Raw genomic sequence first — 17,035 nt, 5'->3', positions numbered from 1 at the left:
TTCGGTGCCGCTCACTCCCGGGCGGCCCTGTGGCCGGAAACGTTGTTGCCGGCGTCATGCGGCAGGCGGAAATAAATGATGCTGGCGAGGGCGCTCATGCCCCCAACGGCGAAAAAGGCGATCTGAAAATTGAGCAGTGTGAGGTGACCGCCGCTGAAAGTCGTGGTGATCTCCAAAATGGCACCCGCCACCGCCACTCCGAAGGCGACCGAGAGTTGCTGGCCCACCGCAACGATGGCGGTGGCCTGGCTGGCTTCTTCGTCGGAGATGTCGGCATAGCCGATGGCATTGGTGCCGGTAAAGAATATCGAGCGCAACACACCACCAGCGACCAGGATGATCATCATCACTGCCACTGGCGTTTCGGTGGTGAACAGTCCCTGCGCTGCGATCAGGAGGCCGCCGAACACGGCCGCAAAACCCAGCACGCGCGGAAAGCCGAAGCGCGCAAAGATCCGCTCGGCAATGAACTTGCTCATGATTGCGCCAATCGCCGAGACGAACGTGATGGCGCCGGACTGAAACGGGTTGAGTCCAAAGCCGAGCTGCAGCATCAGCGGCAGCAGAAAGGGCATGGCGCCCACGCCAATGCGGAAAAACGAGCCGCCGGTGACAGATGATCGGAACAGCTTGTGGCGAAACAGGCTTGGATCGAGCAGGGGATATTTGGTCTTGCGGGCATGCAGCAGATAGAGCAGGGCCGCGGTGACCCCAATCGCCAATGTCATATAGCCATAGATGATTGGCAGGGCCGGCAGGCTGATCACCGACAGCCCGAACACCGATCCGGCAAAGGCGACGGCGGCAATGAAGAACCCGACCATGTCTACCGGCCGCGGCGTGCGCTCGTCGGGCACCTGCAGATAGATGCTGGAAAAGATGATCCCGGCAATGCCGATGGGAATATTGATCCAGAAGATCCAGTGCCATGAAAGATAGGTTGTCAGGAAACCGCCGATAAGTGGCCCGGAAACCGGGGCTATCAGTGCGGGTATGGTCAGCCACGCCATGGCGGCCACCAGCTCGTTGCGCGGGGTGGAGCGCACCAGCAACAGGCGTCCCACGGGAGTCATCATTGATGAGCCGATGCCCTGGAAGAAGCGCGAGCCCACAAAGGTTTCCAGCGAATAGGCGAAGGAACAGGCAAGCGATCCGAGCATGAATACGAAGATCGCCAGCCGGAAAATATTCTTGGCGCCAAACCGGTCAGCCATCCAGCCGCTGATCGGAATAAAGATCGCCAGCGCCACGAAATAGGCCGTTAGCGCGAGCTTCAGCGCAATCGGCTCGGTGCCGATGTCATTGGCAATCGCGGGCAGCGACGTGGCGATGACGGTCGAGTCCATCTGTTCCATGAACAGGGCGACCGCCAGGATGAGCGGGGTAACGCGGATCAAGGCAGGGAACCGGGATGAATCGGAATAGGCCGCGAATGCGGCGCAATCATTATGGGCCGGTGGCTAGCGCAGGACTAGTCCAAAATCGTTCATCCAGTGGTTGTGTGCCGATGTTCCTGGGGCACTAGGCAAAGTCGGGCTCCGGTGCTATTGACCCTCGCCAACCTGAACCCGCGCACATCCATTCGCCGGTTCACATTCCAACAGTTCTGGATTCCATCAGAAGGCAGGAAGGGTCTGGCCTTGGCGAAGATTATTACCACCATCACCGGCGAATCGGCGCTCACTTTCGACGATGTGCTGCTGCAGCCAGCGCGTTCGGACATTCTGCCCACCGAGACCGACATTTCCACCTATGTCACCAAGGACATAGCGCTCAAGCTGCCAATCCTGTCCTCGGCCATGGATACGGTCACCGAGGCCAATATGGCGATTGCCATGGCCCAGGCCGGCGGCATGGGCGTCATTCACAAGAACCTGACCGCTGAACAGCAGGCCGAGCAGGTCCGCATGGTCAAGAGCTTTGAAAGCGGCATGGTGGTGAACCCCATTACCATCGGCCCCGAAGCGACCCTGGCCGATGCGCTGGCCCTGATGCAGCAAAGCCGGATTTCGGGCATTCCGGTGGTCGAAAATGGCGGCAAGGGTGGCCGCGCCATCGGCAAGCTGGTCGGTATACTTACAAACCGCGACGTGCGCTTTGCGTCCAATCCCAACCAGCCGATTTCCGAACTGATGACCAGGGACAATCTCATCACCGTGGGTGATGGGGTGTCCAAGGACGAGGCCAAGGTGCTGCTGCACCGCCACCGCATCGAAAAGCTGCTGGTTGTGGATGCGGACTATCGCTGCGTCGGCTTGATCACCGTCAAGGATATCGAAAAGGCTCAGCTCCACCCCAATGCTGTCAAGGACGAGCAGGGGCGTCTGCGGGTCGCTGCCGCCTCCACGGTGGGCGATGGCGGCTTCGAACGTTCCCTGCAGCTGATCGATGCGGGCGTTGATCTTCTCGTCATCGACACTGCCCACGGCCATTCGGTGCGCGTTGCCGAGGCCGTCGAGCGGGTGAAACGCGAGAGCAATTCCACGCGCATCGTGGCCGGAAATGTCGCCACGCCAGAAGCGACGCGCGCCCTGATCGATGCCGGTGCCGATGCCATCAAGGTGGGCATTGGTCCTGGCTCCATCTGCACCACCCGTATTGTGGCCGGTGTCGGCGTGCCGCAACTGGCCGCCGTCATGGGCTGTGCCGAAGAGGCGAGCAAATCGGGCGTGCCGATCATCGCCGATGGTGGCATCAAGTTCTCCGGCGACATGGCCAAGGCCCTGGCCGGCGGCGCCTCCTGCGTCATGGTCGGCTCGCTGTTGGCAGGGACCGACGAAGCACCGGGCGAGGTTTTCCTCTATCAGGGGCGGTCATACAAGTCCTACCGCGGCATGGGCTCGGTGGGCGCCATGGGTGCCGGTTCGGCAGATCGCTATTTCCAGCAGGACGTGCGAGACCAGATGAAACTGGTTCCCGAAGGCATTGAGGGGCAGGTGCCCTACAAGGGCCCGGTCAACGCCGTGCTGCACCAGCTTGCTGGCGGTCTGCGCGCTTCCATGGGCTACACCGGAGCGCACAATCTCAAGGATTTCCGCGAGAATTCGGTCTTCGTGAAGATTTCCGGCGCGGCGCTGAGCGAAAGCCACGTGCACGACGTCACCATCACCCGCGAAGCCCCGAACTACCGCAGCGGGCGGTAATCATCGTCTTGCCTTCTGCCTGCAACGCGGCGCATCCTGCTGCGTTGTAGGCAAGGGAGGAAGCCCCGATGAGCGAATGTCACTATATTGTATGTCTGCGTGAAGGGGCCTGGCAGCATACCAATCGCGGCACCACGTCAGCGCCATTCACCAGTCGAGAGGCTGCCATTGAGGCAGCAATCGGCGAAGCCCGGGCGTCAGGCAACCCGGATGCTGAAGTGATCGTGCAGGAATCGGAGACGTCAGCCGCGACTGTGTGGCGATCGCGACAGAAGGAGCAAAGCAGCCCCTGAGGGCGCTCATTCGCCAGGCGGGATGTGCAGTTCATTATTGATCTGAAAGCAGTGCCAGCGCACGTTGGTGCGCGTGGCCCACGACACTTCTGAGCGCAGCGCACTGCTTCCCCATTCTGGCACCTCGCCGTGAAAATACGATTCTCGAACAGGCCCTTGCGCCCATTTCCCGACTCTTGACCGGAGCCTGAACGTGCCTCTCCTCGAAAAGCTCCTCGTCCTCGCTATGGCCGCTCAGGTCCTGTTGACCCTGGCCCTGTTGATCTGGATGGGAAAAGAGAGGGTGCCCCGGGTCATGCGGGGGGAGATCGCAGTTGCCGATATTGCCGTTGATCGCACGGCGTATCCCCTCAAGGCCCGATTGCTGTCAAACAGCTTCGATAATCAATTCCAGCTCCCGGTGCTGTTCTTTATCGGCGCCTTGCTCGCTCTGGGCAGTGGCCTTGTGGGCTGGATCACGCTCATCCTTGCCTGGTTCTTCGTTACGCTGCGCTATGTACATGCGGTGATCCATGTCACCACCAATCGCGTCCACCGTCGCTTTGCCGCATATGTGGCCGGCCTTGCCGTGCTGGCGCTATTCTGGCTATGGCTGACGCTCCGCATTCTTCTCGCCCCAGGTATCTGACCCATGCGCCTTCCCGGCCGTCTCGCCGCTGCCATCGAAGTTCTGTCCGACGTAGAGATGCGGCACCGGCCCGTCTCGGAGGCGCTGAAGGCCTGGGGCATCAATAACCGCTTTGCCGGCGCGGGGGATCGCGCCGCTATAGGCAATCTGGTCTATGACGCTCTGCGCCGCCGCTCCTCCCATGCCGCGGCCATGGGCAGCGACAGCCCCCGTGCCCTCGTGCTGGCCGTCGCCATGCGCGACTGGGAGGAAACGCCGGAGAGCCTTGCTGCGGCCTTCGAAGGCGATAGCCATGCCCCTGAGCCGCTGACGCCCGAAGAAATTGCTGGCGCAACCGCCGATCTCTCCGACGCTCCAGCGGCCGCCCGCGCCGACATACCCGAATGGCTGGTGCCTTCGCTTGAGCGCGCGTTCGGGGATGACTGGGTCGCCGAAGGCAAGGCGATGACAGCACGCCCCTCTCTCGACCTGCGCGCCAATGCGCTCAAGGCATCGCCCGAAAAGGTGATGAAGTCGCTGGCGCGGTTTTCACCCCAGCCCACTACCATTGCGCCATTCGGCATCACCATGCCGGCCGGCCCGCGCGACGCCCGCACGCCCAATGTCACCACCGACGAGGGCTACCAAAAGGGCTGGTTTGAGGTGCAGGACCAGGGCAGCCAGATCGTAGCCATTCTCTCCGGGGCCCGCGAGGGCGAACAGGTGCTCGATCTCTGCGCCGGGGCAGGGGGCAAGACATTGGCCCTGGCCGCCGCAATGGGGAATAAGGGTCAGATATTCGCTTATGACGCTGACCGTTCGCGGCTAGCGCCGATCTACGACCGCCTCAAGCGCAATAGCGTGCGCAACGCCCAGGTTCGCGCTCCCCAGGAAGGCGCACTGGACGATCTCGTCGGCAAGATGGATCGCGTTGTAGTCGACGCGCCATGCACCGGCACCGGCACCTGGCGTCGCCGCCCGGACACCAAATGGAAGCTGACACCCGAGCTATTGGCGCAGCGCCAATCCGAACAGGCCGAGCTGCTGGCCGAAGCGGCACGCTACCTCAAGCCCGGTGGCACGCTGGCTTACATCACCTGCTCCATTCTTCCCGAGGAGAACGACGATCAGATCGCCGCCTTCCTTGCCGCCAATCCAGGTTTTGCTACCAGCGCTATGGCCGCCGCCTGGCGCAACACCCTGATCACCGATATTCCTGATGGTCTGGCGACCCCAGGCGGCGGCATTTGCCTCACGCCACACCGTACAAATACCGATGGTTTTTACTGCCATCTGCTGCGCAAGATGGCGTGACCGTCTCCTTGGCTTGGGCGCAAGCGCGTGGTTGACCAGTTTGCCGCGCGGGTCGAAGGTGAACCACGACACGTTTTTCAACGTTCTTCTCTAAAGAAGTCCGACGGGAGGGCAAACGGGAGGGCAACATGTCCGCAGCCACCACCGAATATCGCAGTCCGCAATCATGGATCACCTTGGCGATCTTCCTTGCTCTCGTCGTGGGTGTTGGTGGTTTTATCGGCAGCCAAACGGCGCCGGGTCCGTGGTTTGAAGAACTCGTCAAACCACCACTCAACCCGCCCAACTGGGTTTTCGGGCCGGTCTGGTTCACCCTATACGTCATGATCGCCGTGGCGGGGTGGCGCATCTGGGTGGATCAACCCAAATCTACGGCCATGACACTTTGGGGCGTTCAGATGCTGCTGAACTGGGCTTGGTCGCCAAGCTGGTTCGGCGCCAACATGCCCTGGCTGGCGCTGGCTATCATCGTTGCGCTTTGGCTTGTCATTGTCGGGTTCATCGTCATCGCCCGCAAACGGGATCAACTGGCCGCATGGCTGTTTGTGCCCTATCTGGCCTGGGTGAGCTTTGCGACCTATCTCAATCTCTCAATCGCAGTCCTGAACGCATAAGGTTGCGGTGAGCATTGCGTTTTTGCATGGCTCGTAGCCTTGCGGAATTCGTGTGGCGAGGCTAAAGCCTCGCCATGCAGCACCCAGACACCGCCACCCGCAACGACACCATCCTGATCGTCGACTTTGGCTCGCAGGTCACGCAATTGATCGCCCGCCGCATTCGCGAAACTGGTGTTTACTGCGAAATTCATCCCTTTCAGTCCGCCGGCGCTGCCATGGCAGAGCTCAACCCCAGGGGCGTCGTGCTCTCGGGCAGCCCTGCCTCGACGCTGGACGAGAATGCGCCCACCATCGACCCGGTCATTCTCGACGCCGGCGTGCCGATCCTGGGCATCTGTTACGGCCAGCAGGCGCTCTGCATGGCGCTGGGTGGCAGGGTCGAAGCCGGCCATCATCGCGAGTTCGGCCGCGCTGACCTGACCGTCCACAAGAACAACAGCCTTTCCGAAGGTGTGTGGGTACTCGGCTCCGATCATCAGGTCTGGATGAGCCACGGCGATCGGGTGGTCGAGCTGCCCGAAGGCTTTGAGGTGGTGGGCACCTCGCCGAACGCGCCCTTCGCCATGATTGCCAACGAGGAGCGCCGGATCTGGGCCGTGCAGTTCCACCCCGAGGTGGTCCACACGCCCGATGGGGCCAGGCTCTACGCCAATTTCGTGCACAACATCTGTGGCATCGAAAGCAATTGGACCATGGCGGCTTACCGCGAGAAGATGGTCGAGAAGATCCGGGAACAGGTGGGCACCGGCAAAGTGATCTGCGGTCTGTCTGGCGGTGTCGATTCTTCGGTGGCCGCCGTGCTGATCCACGAGGCCATCGGCGATCAACTTACTTGTATCTATGTCGATCACGGCCTGATGCGGCTGAATGAGAGCGAACAGGTCGTCACCATGTTCCGCGATCAGTTCAATATCCCGCTCGTCCATGTCGATGCCGAAAAACTCTTCATCGGCGAGCTGGAAGGTCAGTCGGACCCCGAGACCAAGCGCAAGATCATCGGCCGCCTTTTCATCGAAGTGTTCGAGGAAGAGGCAAAGAAGCTCGGCGGCGCCGATTTCCTGGCGCAGGGCACGCTTTACCCCGACGTCATCGAATCCGTTTCCTTCAGTGGCGGCCCGTCGGTCACGATCAAGTCGCACCACAATGTGGGTGGTCTGCCCGAGCGCATGAACATGCAGCTTGTCGAACCGCTGCGCGAACTGTTCAAGGACGAAGTGCGCGCGCTGGGCCGCGAACTCGGCATTCCAGAGAGTTTCATCGGTCGCCACCCATTCCCAGGGCCGGGCCTCGCTATCCGTTGTCCCGGCGGCATCACGCCTGAAAAGCTCGACATCCTGCGCCAGGCCGACGCCATCTATCTCGACGAGATCCGCAAGTCCGGCCAGTACGACAAGATCTGGCAGGCCTTCGCGGTGCTTCTGCCGGTGCAGACGGTCGGCGTCATGGGCGACGGCCGCACCTACGAGTTCGTCTGTGCGCTGCGCGCCGTCACCTCAGTCGATGGCATGACCGCCGATTTCTACCAGTTCGACATGAACTTCCTGGGCAAGACGGCCACGCGCATCATCAACGAAGTTCGGGGCATCAACCGGGTGGTCTACGACGTGACATCCAAGCCGCCCGGCACGATTGAGTGGGAGTAGCCCCCGGCGGCGCAAAGCGCCGCAAAATCAGTCCAGTGGACTGATTTTTGGTGGCTACGCCCGAAGAGCCGCTGAAAGGCCATCCTGCCCTCAGGACGTGGCAAGCTTCTTTGTCACACGATCACGGACTTCGTTCATTGTGGCTTGCAGACGATTGAGCTGCGACAGACTGCTGGTTTCACAGCAGTCATACCGACTGACCAGGTATTCGCGGTTGCTGCTGAGCGCTTTGAGGTGCTCAGCGGTTCGGAGCCGCAAAACCACCCCGGCCTCCTGCAGTAGGGTTAGCCGCTTTCCCAGGTCATGCTGCAACCCGCGTATGGCAGCATGAGGGTGGCCTAGCGCCAGGAGATAGGCGTTGAGGTAGAGCTCGATGGCGTGGATGGCGACCAGGCGGAAGGGCGACCTGGATTTACACGCCCGACGTTCCAGCAGGTGCATGGCGTCGTCCCGGTACGCCTCCGCCAGGCGCAATACGGCCAAGGCATCCATTTGTTCGCCCGGATAGGTCCGGGTCTCAGCTTCAGCGACTGCCAAGTTCAGTTCCCCCGTCACGCTAAGCATGTGCGAACGTCCGGCTGCTGCCGCAAGGCATCAAAGGGTTATGAATTCGCCTAGCGTTAACGAGGCTTTTCTATCGGGCCGTTTGCATTCCCGGGGGCGCGTGATAATGCTCCCCCTCTAATTCTTTCCTGCCTTAGGCCGACCATGTCCAACGAGAACATTTTCCGCGAAATCGACGAGGAACTGCGCACTGATCGCATGCGGGCGCTGTGGCGCCGCCTCGCGCCCTTCGTGATTGGCGGAGCCATTGCCATCGTGGCGCTGGTCGCGATCAATGAGGGCTGGTCCTGGTACACCAACAGTCAGTCCGCGGCGGCCTCGGAAGAACTCTATTCGGCGTTTGACGCGGCAGAGGCCGGTGAACTCGATGCCGCTCAGGACCAGCTTGACGCGCTGGCCGCCGACGGCTCGGGCGGCTACCCCGTATTGGCAGAGTTCCGCAAGGCCGCATTGCTCGCTGAAGAGGGCGATACGGCCGCCGCTGTCTCCGCTTATGATGGCTTGGCCAATACCCAATCCAATCCGCGCCTGCGCGAACTGGCATTCCTGCTGGCGGCCAATATCCTGGTCGATAGCGGCACCCTGGCTGATGTCGAGGCACGCATCGGAACTTTGGCAACCCCGGACAGTCCGATGCGCCGGGTGGCCGGCGAGCTGCTGGGTCTTGCCCAATACAAGGCCGGCGAATACGCCGCTGCCCAAGAGAGCTTCGAAACCGTTCTTAACGACCCTCTCGCCCAGTCCGGCATTCGCAACCGTATGGCCTACTACCTCGCCCAGATGCTCGCCGAAGGCGTAGTCGCACAGGACGCGCCCGTCGAGGCCGAGGCGACTGCTACCGACAGCGAGCCTGTCGCCGAACCTGCGGCCGAATAGCCCGCCATTCAGGGGAACCGCCATGACGGTCACACTCGCTATTGTCGGCCGTCCCAATGTCGGCAAGTCCACGCTGTTCAACCGTCTGGTGGGTCGCAAGATCGCGCTTGTCGACGATACGCCCGGGGTCACCCGCGATCGCCGCGAGGCCGATGGTCGAATTGCCGATCTGCACTTCAAGGTGCTTGATACCGCCGGCTACGAAGACGTCAAGGACGGCAGCCTCGAAGACCGCATGCGCCAGCAGACCGAGCTGGCCATCCGGGAAGCCGACGTCATCCTGTTCATGATCGACGCCCGGGCCGGTGTGGTGCCGCTTGACCAGCGCTTTGCTCAGGTCCTGCGCAAGGCCGGCAAGCAGGTGCACCTGGTCGGCAACAAGGCGGAAAGCAGTGCCGCCGAAGCTGGGCTCGTCGAGGCCTTCAAGCTCGGCTTTGGCGAGGCGATTCCGCTCTCGGCTGAGCACGGCCTGGGGCTGTCGGAGCTCTACTCCATCGTGTCAGCTGCCATCGACAAGGCTGAGGAGAAAAAAGCCGCCGAGGCTGCCCAGCAGGACGAGGGCGGCGATCTCGATTTCATGCCTGAGGTCGATGTCGACATCACGCCCGATATGCTGGAGGGGGAAGGCGAGGACGCCACCCTGCGCTGGAACCCGCGCCGCTTCCTCAACGTGGCCATTGTCGGTCGCCCCAATGCGGGCAAGTCCACGCTGGTCAACCGCATGGTGGGCGAGGATCGCGTGCTGGTTGGCCCCGAAGCCGGCATTACCCGCGACAGCATCCTGGTGCCCTGGGAGTGGGAAGGCCGCATCGTCAACTTGGTCGATACCGCCGGTATCCGCCGCCGCTCCCGCGTGACCGAGAAGCTCGAAAAGCTGGCCGTGGGCGATAGCCTGCGTTCCATCCAGTATGCCGAAGTCGTCGTGCTCATGCTCGATGCCACCGTGCCATTCGAGAAGCAGGATTTGGCCTTGGCCGACCTGGTCGAGCGTGAGGGCCGGGCGATGGTTATTGCGCTCAACAAATGGGACTTGATTGAGGACAAGAACGAAACGCTCAAATTCCTGCGCGAGGAATGCGAACGGCTGTTGCCGCAGCTGCGCGGCGTGCCGCTGGTGACCCTGTCCGGGCTGACGGGCAAGAACATCGACCGGCTGATGGACGCCATCTTCGAGATCGAGCGGAGCTGGAACGCTCATGTCTCCACCTCAAGGCTCAATCGCTGGCTGGCCGGGATGATTGAGGGGCATCCACCTCCGGCAGTTTCCGGCCGCCGCCTCAAGCTGCGCTACATGACGCAAGCCAAGACGCGGCCGCCCAGCTTCATCATTTTCTCTTCGCGCCCCGATGCGGTACCGGCATCTTATCAGCGTTACCTGGTGAACGGCTTGCGCGGGGCCTTCGACATGAAGGGCACGCCCATCCGCCTCTGGTTGCGCGGCGGCAAGAACCCCTATGTGGACAAGAAGTAAAAACGACAAAATCAGCACGGGCCATGCTCCAATGCCTGTTTATCTCCTGCTGCGATGCCCTATGATGCGCGCGTCGTAGCACCCGCCATTGGTTGCGGGGTGCCAGCTGTGCATCGTCTTGCTTATTGAAATTCTCATCGTCGTTGTCTTGATCCTCGTCAACGGCGCCCTGGCCATGTCTGAGCTGGCTGTTGTTTCCGCCCGTCCCGCGCGCCTCAAGGTCCTGGCAGAGCAGGGCGATGAGGGGGCGGCAACTGCAATCCGGCTTGCCCAGGATCCGGGCAAGTTTCTATCCTCGGTTCAAATCGGCATTACACTGGTCGGCATCCTGTCAGGGGCCTTTTCCGGCGCCACTTTGGGTCTGCGCCTCACGGCTTGGCTCAAGGAGATCGGGCTGCCGGACAATGTCGCCGACATATCGGGCGTGGGGATCGTCGTGGTGCTCATCACCTATGCTTCGCTTATTCTGGGTGAGCTGGTTCCCAAGCAGATTGCGCTGCGCAATCCTGAGGGCGTCGCCGCCCGCGTAGCCCGTCCGATGGCTCTGCTGGCTCTGATCGGCTCGCCGATCGTCTGGCTTCTCGATGTGACAGGCAAGCTCGTTTTGCGGCTGCTGGGCCAGAGCGGACAGACCGAGAATTCGGTGACCGAAGAGGAAGTCCGCTCGATCATTGCCGATGCTACCACTGCCGGCATTCTGGAGCACGAGGAGCATTCCATGATCTCCGGTGTCATGCGCTTGGCCGACCGTTCGGCGCGAGGCATCATGACCCCGCGCCTCGATGTTGTGTTGATCGACCTCGAAGATGACTACGAGGTCAACCTCAAGATCATCCTCGAAACCTCGCACACCAAGGTGCTGGTGCAGGAGGGCGATGCCGATTCTATAGTCGGCGTCCTGGCGCAGTCCGATCTGCTACCCGCCCTCGCGGCGGGTGTGCAGCCCGATCTGCGTGCCCTGGTCAAGCCGGTGCCCGTGGTCATGGAACATGCCGACGCACTCGATGTCGTTGAATCCATGCGCTCGGCGCGCGCCCAGATGGCGCTGGTCGTTGATGAATATGGGCACTTTGAGGGCATCATCACCTATGGTGACGTGCTCGAGGTCATTACCGGGATTTATAACGAGGAGCCGGGCGACGAACCGGCGATCACCCAGCGCCAGGACGGCTCATGGCTGATCGCTGGCTGGATGCCGGTCCACGACTTTGCCGAGCGCTTAAATGTGCCGGTGCCAAAGGACGCGCGCTACGAGACCGTGGCCGGATTCGTCCTCGCCCAGATCAATCACTTGCCCAAGGTGGGCGAAAGCTTTGAGCAGGACGGCTGGCGCTTCGAGGTTCTCGACTTGGACGGCCACCGCATCGACAAGGTGCTTGTGGCCCCCATCGCGCCGCAGGCGACGCCCTAAAGATCCATTCCGAACCAGACCACGCCCGGTTCTTCCCGCACCGGTACAAAGCCGCTACGGGTCCAGAAGGCGATGCCACCGCTATTGGTGTCGCTGGCCCCCAGGTGGATGCCGCCGACGCCGGCCGCCCTTGCCTGCTCGACCCACAAGCCGAGCAGGCGGCTGCCGATTCTCTGGCCGCGCAGGCGAGAGAGCAGGTTCATATGGATATGGGCCGGATAGCGCGCCACAATGTCGGACGGTGTCTCAGGCGGCTGCCGGATCGCGGCGATGCGATGCAGATCCGCTTCGGTCATGCCCGAAGTGTTGGCGTAACGGGCACGGAGGCCAGGCCACCACTCCTGCTCCAGCCGCTTGACGAACGGGCTGGTATCGTAGGTCCCAACGATATATCCAGCCACGCCCTCGCTATCGGCTGCAACGAACACATTGCCAGGCTCCAGAACGCCATAAGGGGCCGCATAGATGTGGCCGACCAGCTGCGGATCGGAATGCAGCGGCGTCGCGTCCCTGCTGGCATCGCCGGTCTGCAGGCAGATCGCATAGAGCGCATCAAGATCCTCCGGGCGGTAGTGGCGCAGCTCGACCATGGTTCAGATGTCTTCGAACGCACTCGTGCCGACATCGAACAGGCGGCCATTCTCGTCGAGCGACGGGCTCAACATGTCGATCAGCTTCGGCGCCACCTCGGCTGGCGTGGGCAGCGTGTTGGGGTCTTCGCCCGGCATCGCCTTGGCGCGCATGGCCGTGCGGACGACGCCGGGATAGAACACATTGGCGCGCACCTGGGTGCTGGCCACTTCCCCGGCATAGGATTTGACCAAGGCATCGAGCGCCGCCTTGCTGGCCGCGTAAAGACCCCAGAAGGGACGGGCAGAACGCGCCGAGCCGGACGAAACGAAGACAGCACGGCCTGCCTCGGACTGGCGCAGCAGCAAATCGAGTGAGCGCAAGAGGCGGTAGTTGGCAGTCACGTTGACCGCCATTACCTTGTCGAAGTCGTCGGGCTTGATGTGGGCCACAGGGCTCAGCACGCCGAGCTGTCCGGCATTGGCCACCAACCCATCCAGATGTCCCCAACGTTCAAAGATGGCGGCGCCCAGCCGGTCGATGGCGTCACCATCGCGCAGGTCCAACGGCACCAGCGTCGTCGACCCACCTTCAGCCTGAATGGCATCATCGAGTTCTTCCAGCCCCCCCACCGTGCGCGCAACCGCGATCACATGGGCGCCCCGCCGGGCCGCCTCGATGCCGGCCGCATAGCCGATGCCGCGCGATGCGCCCGTAACCAGGACGACCTTGCCGGACAGTTCAGTAGTTTCAGTCATCAACCCGCATCCTTGAGCAGCGAAATCTGCTTGGGATCGCTCATCGTGCGCCCGTGCAGATCGGTCAACTGCGTCGGATAGTCGCCGGTGAAATAATGGTCGGTGAATTGTGGCGCCTTGGGATCGCGCTTCTTGCCGCCCACCGCCTCGTAAAGCCCGTCGATCGACAGGAAGGCCAGCGAATCCGCGCCGATATAGCGGCACATTTCATCTAGGTCCGTATACTGGTTGGCCAGCAGCTTGTCTGGGTCCGGCGTGTCGATGCCGTAATAGTCCGAGTGGAAGATCATCGGGCTGGCCACGCGGATATGGACCTCCGTGGCACCAGCCTCGCGGATCATCTGCACGATCTTGACCGAAGTGGTGCCGCGCACAATCGAATCATCGACCAGCACGACGCGTTTGCCAGCAATCTCCGCACGATTGGCCGAGTGCTTGAGGCGCACGCCAAAGGCGCGAATCTGCTGGGTGGGCTCGATGAAGGTGCGGCCCACATAATGATTGCGGATAATGCCGAGCTCGAACGGGATGCCGCTCTGCTGCGCATAACCGATAGCCGCCGGAGTGCCGCCATCGGGCACCGGCACGATGACGTCAGCTTTGACCGGCGCTTCCTTGGCCAGGTTCTTGCCCATGTTCTTGCGCGCGGTATAGACGCTGCGGCCTGAGACCATGCTGTCAGGACGGGCGAAGTAGACAAACTCAAACAGGCATGGCCGCTCGGGCACCTGATGGGCCGGCTTGCGGGCCTCGACGCTGATCGAACCATCCGGCTGGATTTCGCAGATGATCACTTCGCCATTTTCGACGTCGCGCACATATTTGGCGCCCACAATGTCAAGCGCACAGGTTTCCGAACAGAAGATCGGCTTGCCGTCGAGCTCGCCCATAACCAGCGGCCGGATGCCAACGGGGTCACGGGCCGCGATCAGCTTGGTGCGGGACATGGCCAGCATGGCGTAACCGCCCTCCATCTGCCTGATGGCATCGATGAAGCGGTCGGCGGTGGAGGAATGCCGTGAGCGGGCGATCAGGTGCAGCACCACTTCGCTGTCCGAGGTCGACTGGCAGATGGCACCGGTCGCGATGATCTGGCGCCTGAGGGTCAGCCCGTTGGTGAAATTGCCGTTATGGGCGATGGCGATACCGCCTGCTTCCAACTCTGCAAAAAGCGGCTGCACATTGCGCAGCGCCACCTCGCCGGTGGTGGAGTAACGGGTATGGCCGATCGCGATGTGACCGGGCAATTTGGCAAGGACGGCGGGGTCCGTGTAGTGGTCGCCCACCAGCCCCATGCGCTTTTCCTGGAAGAACTGGCGACCGTCGAAGCTGACGATGCCGGCCGCCTCCTGGCCGCGGTGCTGCAGCGCGTGCAGTCCGAGCGCGGTAAGGGTGGAGGCATCGTCATGCCCCAAAATGCCGAACACGCCGCACTCTTCGTGCAGCGTGTCTCCATTGAGATCGAACTCGTCATCGTTCCAATGGGTCACCGGTGTCTCCATGCGAATTGGGGCTTGCTCGCAAATAGCGCATCTGCCTGCCGGCCACCAATGACAGATGGGGTCGGCAAGATTGCGGCGGGTGCGCTGCTGCCCGCCGGAATCACTTGGCGTCAGGCCTCTGGAGCCGGATCGACCACCGGGTCGGTCGGGTCGACGGTTCCATCGACGCTGGGATCGGGCGTGCCGCCTTCAAGCGGCGCGGCCGGGGCCTGCGGATCTTCGGTCAGGTTGGCGCCGCCACCCGAGAGAATATCGGTGACCTGCTGCTCAAGCCCTTCGGGCAGCATGGAAATCAGCGTATTGCCCATATCGCGCAGATAAGGCAGCGACTGGGCATTGCTCGCCCATTCCGGCAGGTTGGTCCCGAACAGCCAGGTGCCGAAAATGGTGACGACAATAGCGATCAGAATGCCGCGCAACACGCCAAACACAAAGCCCAGTGTCCGGTCGATGGGGCCGATGCGGCTGTCGACTACAAAATCGGCAATGCGCATTGTGAGCAGGTGCAGCACGATCAGGGCGACAATGAAGGTCACCACCACCGTGGCGATATCGGCCACGACGGGTTCAGCAATGTATTGCCGGGCGATATCGGGGTGATACTGCCACATATAGATGGCGATGGCGGCAGAGCCGGCCCAGGTCGCCAGGGACAATACTTCGCGGGTCAGCCCCCGCGCCGTCGCCAGGATTGCTGAAATCAGCACCAGCACGCCCACACCAACGTCGAACGCAGTCAGCATATGTCTTTGCCCTGTTGTCTTGCCGCCCCGGCTTTTGCTGGACCTTTAGCGGCTTTGATGCGCCATGCCAAGCCTAGCGGCGTTCCGTCCCCACGATCTTGCGGAAAGCATTTGTTTACCAGCTCTCTGGCTCTGGCTCGGGTATGGGGCGTTTGCCACGCGCGGCAATGCGACTGACCATATCGCTCAACTGCGCATATTCGGTGACCTCGAGATTGCCATTCCGGTCTGCCTTGCCCAACTTGCCGGTAACCACCGAGCCAAATCCCAGCTTTTCAGCTTCGCGCAGGCGCAGGGCACCATGCACGACCGGGCGCACCCCGCCGGCCAGCGAGATTTCGCCGAAATAGACCGCGTCGGCGGGCAGGGGAGCGCCAGTGAGCGAGGAAATCAGCGCCGCCGCAACGGCCAGATCGGCCGCCGGCTCGTTGATTTTGAGGCCACCGGCGACATTGAGATAAATATCATTGGCGCCGATCCGGACGCCGCACCGCGTTTCGAGCACGGCCAGCACCATGGAAAGACGTGAACTATCCCAGCCCACCACGGCCCGCCGCGGCGTGCCGAGCGGGGAGGGCGCCACCAGCGCCTGGATTTCAATCAGGATTGGGCGCGTGCCTTCCATCCCGGCAAAGACGGCGGAACCAGCCGCGTCCTTGTCGCGCTGGTCGAGGAACAGGGCGGACGGATTGGCCACCTGCTCGAGACCCCGTTCGGTCATGGCAAAAACGCCGATTTCATCGGTGGCGCCGTAGCGGTTCTTCACGCCGCGCAGGATGCGGAACGTATGGCTGCTATCGCCCTCGAAATAGAGCACGGCATCGACCATGTGCTCGACCACGCGCGGCCCGGCGATCTGCCCATCCTTGGTGACGTGCCCCACCAGCACCACGGCAGCGCCGCTCTTCTTGGCAAAACGAGTCAGCGCCTGAGCTGAGGTGCGCACCTGGGTGACGGTGCCGGGCGCCGAATCGACGCGGTCCGTCCACAAGGTCTGAATGGAATCGATAATGACCAGATCCGGCGGTGGGCCGCTTTCCAGCGTGGCGAGAATGATCTCAACATTGGTTTCGGCGGCCAGCAGCACCCCGGCTTCACCAAGGCCCAAGCGTTGGGCGCGCAGCCTGACCTGCGCTACCGCCTCTTCGCCCGAGACATAGATGACACGCTTGCCCTGTTTGGCCAGGGCTGCCGCCGATTGCAGCAGCAGGGTTGATTTGCCAATGCCCGGATCGCCGCCGACTAACAGGGCTGATCCCTTGACGAAGCCGCCCCCGGTCACCCGATCGAGTTCGGCAAAGCCGGTGACCACACGCGCCGCACTTTCGGTTTCGCCGGAAAGCGGCACCAGATTGGCAGGGCGGCCGCTGGCCTTGGCGGACTTTGGGCCCGCCCCGACCCCCGAGTCCACCAGTTCCTCGACGATGGTGTTCCACTCGCCGCAGGCGTCGCAGCGTCCCTGCCATCGGGAGGAAACGGCGCCACAGGACTGGCAGACGAATTGCGAACGGTTCTTGGCCACG

General features: G+C 62.3%; 15 protein-coding genes. 8 read left to right on the top strand and 7 right to left on the bottom strand.

Features of this window, described 5'->3' with window-relative positions; translation table 11 throughout:
* Nucleotides 1-11 precede the first annotated feature (11 nt).
* Nucleotides 12-1,397, bottom strand: coding sequence for an MFS transporter (locus tag ACE4RL_RS14340; RefSeq protein ID WP_375597789.1), 1,386 nt, complete (start codon nucleotides 1,395-1,397; stop codon nucleotides 12-14).
* A 243-nt stretch (nucleotides 1,398-1,640) separates the two neighbouring features.
* On the opposite strand from ACE4RL_RS14340, the gene guaB reads away from it, so the two are divergent.
* From guaB to guaA, 5 genes are all read left to right on the top strand, one after another.
* Nucleotides 1,641-3,143, top strand: coding sequence for an IMP dehydrogenase (gene guaB / locus ACE4RL_RS14335; protein WP_375597788.1), 1,503 nt, complete (start codon nucleotides 1,641-1,643; stop codon nucleotides 3,141-3,143).
* 486 nt (nucleotides 3,144-3,629) lie between these two features.
* Entirely contained in the window at nucleotides 3,630-4,064 is a 435-nt protein-coding gene (locus tag ACE4RL_RS14330; RefSeq protein ID WP_375597787.1) for an MAPEG family protein, read from the top strand.
* Nucleotides 4,065-4,067: 3 nt separating this feature from the next.
* On the top strand, nucleotides 4,068-5,357 hold the full coding sequence (locus ACE4RL_RS14325) for an RsmB/NOP family class I SAM-dependent RNA methyltransferase (RefSeq protein ID WP_375597786.1): 1,290 nt from the start codon (nucleotides 4,068-4,070) through the stop codon (nucleotides 5,355-5,357).
* A gap of 128 nt (nucleotides 5,358-5,485) precedes the next feature.
* The gene (locus ACE4RL_RS14320) at nucleotides 5,486-5,971 is read left to right on the top strand and encodes a TspO/MBR family protein (protein WP_375597785.1); all 486 of its coding nucleotides are present in this window, start codon (nucleotides 5,486-5,488) and stop codon (nucleotides 5,969-5,971) included.
* A gap of 74 nt (nucleotides 5,972-6,045) precedes the next feature.
* Complete coding sequence (gene guaA / locus ACE4RL_RS14315) at nucleotides 6,046-7,617, top strand: glutamine-hydrolyzing GMP synthase (protein ID WP_157288870.1); 1,572 nt, start codon at nucleotides 6,046-6,048, stop codon at nucleotides 7,615-7,617.
* Nucleotides 7,618-7,707: 90 nt separating this feature from the next.
* Here the strand turns inward: guaA and ACE4RL_RS14310 are convergent, their stop codons facing one another.
* Nucleotides 7,708-8,181, bottom strand: coding sequence for a hypothetical protein (locus ACE4RL_RS14310; protein WP_375597784.1), 474 nt, complete (start codon nucleotides 8,179-8,181; stop codon nucleotides 7,708-7,710).
* A gap of 144 nt (nucleotides 8,182-8,325) precedes the next feature.
* Between ACE4RL_RS14310 and ACE4RL_RS14305 the strand changes: the two genes are divergently transcribed.
* The 3 genes from ACE4RL_RS14305 to ACE4RL_RS14295 all read left to right on the top strand — a co-directional run bounded on the left by ACE4RL_RS14305 (nucleotide 8,326) and on the right by ACE4RL_RS14295 (nucleotide 11,939).
* Nucleotides 8,326-9,057 carry a tetratricopeptide repeat protein gene (locus tag ACE4RL_RS14305; protein WP_375597783.1) on the top strand — a complete coding sequence of 244 codons (732 nt, stop codon included), beginning with the start codon at nucleotides 8,326-8,328 and terminating at the stop codon, nucleotides 9,055-9,057.
* Nucleotides 9,058-9,079: 22 nt separating this feature from the next.
* Nucleotides 9,080-10,528 (top strand): ribosome biogenesis GTPase Der, encoded by a 1,449-nt coding sequence (gene der, locus ACE4RL_RS14300; RefSeq protein ID WP_375597782.1) that lies wholly within the window; start codon nucleotides 9,080-9,082, stop codon nucleotides 10,526-10,528.
* 118 nt (nucleotides 10,529-10,646) lie between these two features.
* Nucleotides 10,647-11,939 (top strand): hemolysin family protein, encoded by a 1,293-nt coding sequence (locus ACE4RL_RS14295; RefSeq protein ID WP_375597781.1) that lies wholly within the window; start codon nucleotides 10,647-10,649, stop codon nucleotides 11,937-11,939.
* On the opposite strand, the gene ACE4RL_RS14290 is transcribed toward ACE4RL_RS14295, so the two are convergent.
* The 5 genes from ACE4RL_RS14290 to radA all read right to left on the bottom strand — a co-directional run bounded on the left by ACE4RL_RS14290 (nucleotide 11,936) and on the right by radA (nucleotide 17,034).
* Nucleotides 11,936-12,529: a GNAT family N-acetyltransferase gene (locus tag ACE4RL_RS14290; RefSeq protein ID WP_375597780.1), complete on the bottom strand. Its 594-nt coding sequence runs from the start codon at nucleotides 12,527-12,529 to the stop codon at nucleotides 11,936-11,938. The genes ACE4RL_RS14295 and ACE4RL_RS14290 overlap by 4 nt on opposite strands.
* A gap of 3 nt (nucleotides 12,530-12,532) precedes the next feature.
* Nucleotides 12,533-13,267, bottom strand: coding sequence for an SDR family NAD(P)-dependent oxidoreductase (locus tag ACE4RL_RS14285; RefSeq protein ID WP_375597779.1), 735 nt, complete (start codon nucleotides 13,265-13,267; stop codon nucleotides 12,533-12,535).
* Entirely contained in the window at nucleotides 13,267-14,757 is a 1,491-nt protein-coding gene (gene purF / locus ACE4RL_RS14280) for an amidophosphoribosyltransferase (RefSeq protein ID WP_375597778.1), read from the bottom strand. The genes ACE4RL_RS14285 and purF overlap by 1 nt, the downstream gene beginning before the upstream one ends.
* 122 nt (nucleotides 14,758-14,879) lie before the next feature.
* Nucleotides 14,880-15,512, bottom strand: a complete 633-nt coding sequence (locus ACE4RL_RS14275; RefSeq protein WP_375597777.1) for a CvpA family protein — start codon at nucleotides 15,510-15,512, stop codon at nucleotides 14,880-14,882.
* Nucleotides 15,513-15,627: 115 nt separating this feature from the next.
* Nucleotides 15,628-17,034: a DNA repair protein RadA gene (gene radA, locus ACE4RL_RS14270; protein WP_375597776.1), complete on the bottom strand. Its 1,407-nt coding sequence runs from the start codon at nucleotides 17,032-17,034 to the stop codon at nucleotides 15,628-15,630.
* Nucleotide 17,035: the final 1 nt, after the last annotated feature.

The organism is Devosia polycyclovorans (assembly GCF_042181575.1).
GTDB lineage: Bacteria > Pseudomonadota > Alphaproteobacteria > Rhizobiales > Devosiaceae > Devosia > Devosia polycyclovorans.
Note: the sequence above shows the minus strand (reverse complement) of the source record. Positions and strands in the feature narration are given on the sequence as shown.

Bases quoted from the DNA above. Each gene is read 5' to 3' on its own strand.
- ACE4RL_RS14325 (WP_375597786.1), top strand. From the start codon at position 4,068: ATGCGCCTTCCCGGCCGTCTCGCCGCTGCCATCGAAGTTCTGTCCGAC.
- ACE4RL_RS14320 (WP_375597785.1), top strand. From the start codon at position 5,486: ATGTCCGCAGCCACCACCGAATATCGCAGTCCGCAATCATGGATCACC.
- guaA (WP_157288870.1), top strand. From the start codon at position 6,046: ATGCAGCACCCAGACACCGCCACCCGCAACGACACCATCCTGATCGTC.
- ACE4RL_RS14310 (WP_375597784.1), bottom strand. From the start codon at position 8,181: ATGCTTAGCGTGACGGGGGAACTGAACTTGGCAGTCGCTGAAGCTGAG.
- ACE4RL_RS14305 (WP_375597783.1), top strand. From the start codon at position 8,326: ATGTCCAACGAGAACATTTTCCGCGAAATCGACGAGGAACTGCGCACT.
- der (WP_375597782.1), top strand. From the start codon at position 9,080: ATGACGGTCACACTCGCTATTGTCGGCCGTCCCAATGTCGGCAAGTCC.
- ACE4RL_RS14290 (WP_375597780.1), bottom strand. From the start codon at position 12,529: ATGGTCGAGCTGCGCCACTACCGCCCGGAGGATCTTGATGCGCTCTAT.
- ACE4RL_RS14285 (WP_375597779.1), bottom strand. From the start codon at position 13,267: ATGACTGAAACTACTGAACTGTCCGGCAAGGTCGTCCTGGTTACGGGC.
- ACE4RL_RS14275 (WP_375597777.1), bottom strand. From the start codon at position 15,512: ATGCTGACTGCGTTCGACGTTGGTGTGGGCGTGCTGGTGCTGATTTCA.